The following is a 4,826-nucleotide window of genomic DNA, read 5'->3' as shown; positions in this document are numbered from 1 at the left end:
TCGGCACCAACACGAGCGAGTGTCACCCGATCATCGCTATGCAGATGCAGCGCGGCCTTCAGCGAGGTGCCAAGATGATCGTCGTAGATCCAAAGCGCACCGATATGGCTAAAAAAGCCGATATTTTCTTGCAAATCCCGATCGGAGCGAATATCAAAACGCTAAATACGATGATGCACGTCATAATCGCCGAAAATTTGCAAGATAGCGAGTTTATCGAGAAGTACTCCGAGGGATTTGAATATCTAAAAGAAGCGGTTAAGGACTTTACGCCCGAGCGTTTCGAGCGCGAAACCGGCGTAAAAAAAGAGCTCATCATAGAGGCGGCTAGAATGTATGCTAAAGCAGGCGCGGCGGCGATTTGCTACACGATGGGTATCACGCAGTTTAGCGACGGCACGTCAAACGTCTTTTCGCTATCAAATTTAGCCGTTTTAACGGGAAATTTAGGCAAAAAGGGTGCCGGCGTAAATCCTCTGCGCGGTCAAAACAACGTCCAAGGCGCATGCGACATGGGCGCGCTGCCTAACGTCATCCCGGCCGGCGCGGTAAACTCGACCTACGCGCAGGAGCAAGCACGCAAAGTATGGCACTTTGAGCTAAATCCGGTTCCGGGCTTTAAGCTAACGCAAGCGCCGGATAAAATGGATAGCGGCGAGCTAAAAGTCCTCTACGTCTACGGCGAAAACCCCGTAATGAGCGACCCGTGGACCGAGCACTTCGTCCACGCCGTACATCACCTAGACTGCTTTATCGTGCAGGATCTTTTCTTTACCGAGAGCGCCCATAAGGCCGATGTGGTGCTACCTGCCGCGGGCTGGGGCGAAAAGGACGGAACCTTTATCAACACCTCTCGCCGCGTTCAACGCACTCGCAAGGCTAGCGAACCCGTTAGCGGCGTGGAACCCGACTGGAAAGTCGTTTGTAACATCGCAAACCGCATGGGGCTAGAGGGATTTGATTTTGCTAGCCCTGAGCAAATTTGGAACGAGCTAAGGGAGCTTATGCCTAAATTTTTCGGCGGTATCAGCTACTATAGACTAGGCAAGCTAGGCGGTATCAGCTGGCCGTGCCCCGACGAGGAGCATCCGGGTACGCCCGTGCTTTACGCAGATCACAAGTCTATGCTGCCTGGCGGTAAATTCCGATTTGCGCCGGTGCTTTACGTAGAGGATAAAAATGAACGTGCAAAAGCTGAAGCCGAATTTAGAGCCAAGATGAATATCCCGGACGGCTATCCGGTCGGTAGCGGAGCGCTTAGCGAAGTACCAGACGAGGTATATCCGTGCCTATTTACGACCGGACGCAAGGTCTATCACTACCACACGGGCACGATGACTAGAGAGTGTCCTGCTCTAGAGTACGGTGCTGGCGTAGAAGGCGCGCTCATCGAGGTAAGTCCCGATATCGCTCGCGAGAGGGAGCTGGAAGATGGCTGCTACGCGCTCGTGCAAAACAAACGCGGTCAGATAGCGGCCAAGCTTCGCGTAAATCCGGATCTAAAAGAAGGCACGATATTTACGACCTTCCACTATAGCGAGGCCGACGGTAACGAGCTAGCAAACGCCGGCGATCCCGATCCGCTCTCAGGCATCACACCGCTAAAGATGACGATAGCAAATATCAGACGTCTAAGCGAAGAGGAATTTATCAAATTTAGAGAGCAAAACGAGATGTCGATGCACTCGGCAAATCCGTATTTGTCGCCTGTTAGAGCGTAAATTTAGGGCGGGAGACCGCCCTTTCTACTTAAATTTATCCATTTTTATTTTAAATTTACCCGCATTCAAATTTGACGAACTATCTATGTAAATTTAATGAAGCTAAAGAAGTATGAGTCAAATTTAACGAACTATCCATGTAAAATTTAATGAAGTTAAAAAGGCATGAGTCAAATTTGACGCAGCCAAACCGCGTCAAATTTGGTGTAATAGTTCGCCCCGCCAAAGCGAGCGGAGCTGATAAATTTAGAAGCTGTATTTTAGCCTGTCGCCCGCGTAATAAGCAAGCTTCCAGGTCGGAGTTTGTTTTAGGTCTTTAAAGCCGTAGCCGCGAGCCTTTACTCTGTCGCCGTAGATTTTCTCTATCATTGCAGATTCGCCTACTAGCAGCGCCTTTGTAGAGCACATAGCCGCGCAAACCGGTACTTTGCCTTCGGAAATTCTATCCTGGCCGTACTCTTCGCGCTCGGCTTCGCTATTTGTCGGTAGCGGACCACCTGCGCACATCGTGCACTTATCCATCGAGCCTTTCGCGCCAAACACTCCCTCGCGCGGAAACTGAGGTGCGCCGAACGGACACGCGTATAGGCAGTATCCGCAGCCGATACAGATATCTTTGTCGTGTAGTACGACGCCGTCGGCTCTGATATAAAAGCAATCGACCGGGCAAACCAGCGAGCATGGAGCATCCTCGCAGTGCATGCAAGCTATCGAGGTCGATATTTCCTCGCCGGGTATGCCCTCGTTTAGCGTGATGACGCGGCGGCGGCGGATGCCAAGAGGCAACTCGTGAGCCTCGTCGCAAGCTACCGCACAGCCGTTACAGTCGATGCATCTATCGTCGTCGCAGTAAAATTTAAGTCTATTGTTGTCATTAAATTCGCTCATTTTACGCCTTTTCTATGCGGCATAGACCGCTTTTGGTTTCAGGGATCTGGGTGTTTATATCATATCCGTAGTTAGTGACGGTATTTGCGCTCTCGCCTACCGCATAAGGCTTTGTGCCTTCCGGGAAATTACCGGTCATATCGGCGCCTTGCATATAACCCGCATAATGAAACGGCATAAAGATGGTGTCGGGTTTAACGGACGGTACCACTCTGGCGCGCACCTTAACCTTAGTACCTTCAGGCGAATGAACCCAGATGAAATCCCAGTTTTTAATGCCGTGTTTAGCCGCAAGTTCAGGGTGGATATCCGCAAACATCTCAGGCGTCAAGCGGCTTAGATACATACTAGCTCTCGTCTCCATGCCCGCGCCGCTAAAATTTACGAGGCGAGCCGTCGTGAGGATAATAGGAAATTCTTTTGAGTAGTCCTTTGCTAGCTGGACGGATTTAAATTTTGTATCGACGCGGTTTTGAAGTTTCTTATCCTCAAAGCTCGGATACTTCTGCGCTAGATCAAATCTAGGCGTATGCAGTGGCTCTCTGTGAAGAGGAATTTGATCCGCAAAAGTCCAAACGATCGTCCTAGCTCGCGCGTTGCCGTACGGAGCGATGTTTTTCTCCATGCATTTTTTAGCGATGATATTACTATCGTCATGTATCCAGCTGCCGCCTATTTTAGCCTTTTCATCCTCGGTTAGCGTGATGCCTAGCACCTTTTCGATGTTATCTTTTTTGATCTCCGGATATCCGCCCTTGACAAACGAATCTACGGGCGCGCTACCGTCTGCGGCTAATTGGTTAACTCCGTTATGCTCTAAGCCGAAGCGGTTTCTAAAACCCATGCCGCCTTGCCTAACGGGCTTGTTTATATCGTAAAGTATCGGGCTGCCCGGATGATCCTCCGTCCAGCACGGCCACGGCAGACCGTAGTATTCGCCTTCGACTACGGTGCCCGGTTTTCCTAGACTTGTTTTTTCGTCAAATTTATCCCAGTTTTCTTGGTGCTTTTTGAGCCTTTCCGGAGTCCAGCCCGTCATGCCGATAGTTTTTATTATATTTGCGATCTCGCGCGTAGCGACTTCAGGCCACTCGATCTTACCTTCGGCGTCTCTGATCGTGCGCGTTAGCTCGTCATAGTAGCCTAGCCTTTTGGCAAGCTCGAATAAAATTTCGTGATCGGGCATACTCTCAAAAAGCGGCTCTACGACCTGGCTTCTCCACTGGCCGCTGCGGTTTGTCGCTACGACCGTGCCGCTGGTTTCAAACTGCGTCGCCGCAGGCAGTATGTAGACGTCGTCTTTTTTGTCAGTTATCACGCCGGCATCGTTTACGAAAGGATCTACTAGAACCAAAAGCTCAAGCGCGTCTAGGCCCTCTTTTACTTTTACTTGTTGCGCGGTAGAGGTGATACCGTTGCCGATCACTACTAAGGCTTTTATACTGTCGCCGGCATTATCTACGGCTTCGTTGCCGTTTTTACCGTCAAGCACGCCCGCCCACCATTTTGATAGCGTAAATCCGGGTTTAAACATCATTTCAGGCTTAACGAAATTCTTTTGGAGCCATTCAAAATCGACCTTCCACATCTTAGCGAAGTATTTCCAGTTGGCTTCGTTTTTTGGATAGTACCCGGGTAGCTCGGTCGGCAAATTCGCCATATCCGTCGCGCCTTGAACATTGTCGTGACCGCGCAGGATATTACAGCCGCCGCCCGATACGCCCATATTTCCTAGCACTAGTTGCAGGATCGGAGCGATACGGGTATTTGAGCTGCCTATGGTATGCTGAGTTAGACCCATCGCCCAAACGACCGATCCCGGGCGATTTTTGGCGTAAACTTCGGTTATCTCAAGAAGCGTCTCTTTTTTGATCCCGCAAACATCGGCTACGACTTCGGGCGTCCATTTGGCAGCCTCTTCGCGAATCAGATCCATACCGTAGACGCGGTCGTTTATAAATTCCTTATCTTCCCAGCCGTTTTGAAAGATGATATTCATCATGCCGTACATAAAAGGTATATCCGTACCGGTGCGAATTTGAGCGAAATAATCAGCCTTAGCCGCAGTTCTCGTGTATCTTGGATCGACTACGATCAGCTTTGCGCCGTTATTTTCTTTCGCTTTTAGAAAATGCCTAAATCCTACCGGGTGATTTACAGCCGGATTTGCGCCGATTATAAAGATAGACTTCGCGTTTTGGATATCTCCAAGGTGAT

The 4,826-nt window shown here is 50.0% G+C and carries 3 protein-coding genes; 1 reads left to right on the top strand and 2 read right to left on the bottom strand.

What is annotated here, in order from left to right; genetic code table 11:
• Nucleotides 1-1,721: molybdopterin-dependent oxidoreductase (locus Q0546_RS00500; RefSeq protein ID WP_298789547.1), on the top strand; the 1,721-nt coding region annotated here is incomplete at its 5' end.
• A gap of 246 nt (nucleotides 1,722-1,967) precedes the next feature.
• Here Q0546_RS00500 and fdh3B read toward each other — a convergent pair.
• Nucleotides 1,968-2,609 (bottom strand): formate dehydrogenase FDH3 subunit beta, encoded by a 642-nt coding sequence (fdh3B, locus tag Q0546_RS00495; RefSeq protein ID WP_004321984.1) that lies wholly within the window; start codon nucleotides 2,607-2,609, stop codon nucleotides 1,968-1,970.
• A 1-nt stretch (nucleotide 2,610) separates the two neighbouring features.
• Nucleotides 2,611-4,826, bottom strand: a 2,216-nt coding sequence (locus tag Q0546_RS00490) for a formate dehydrogenase subunit alpha (protein WP_298789546.1), incomplete at its 5' end; no start/stop codon positions are given.

The organism is uncultured Campylobacter sp. (genome assembly GCF_937997465.1).
In the GTDB taxonomy this organism is placed as follows: Bacteria; Campylobacterota; Campylobacteria; order Campylobacterales; family Campylobacteraceae; genus Campylobacter_A.
Note: the sequence above shows the minus strand (reverse complement) of the source record. Positions and strands in the feature narration are given on the sequence as shown.

Excerpts from the sequence above, each read along its gene's own strand:
- fdh3B (WP_004321984.1), bottom strand. The coding sequence starts at position 2,609 with ATGAGCGAATTTAATGACAACAATAGACTTAAATTTTACTGCGACGAC.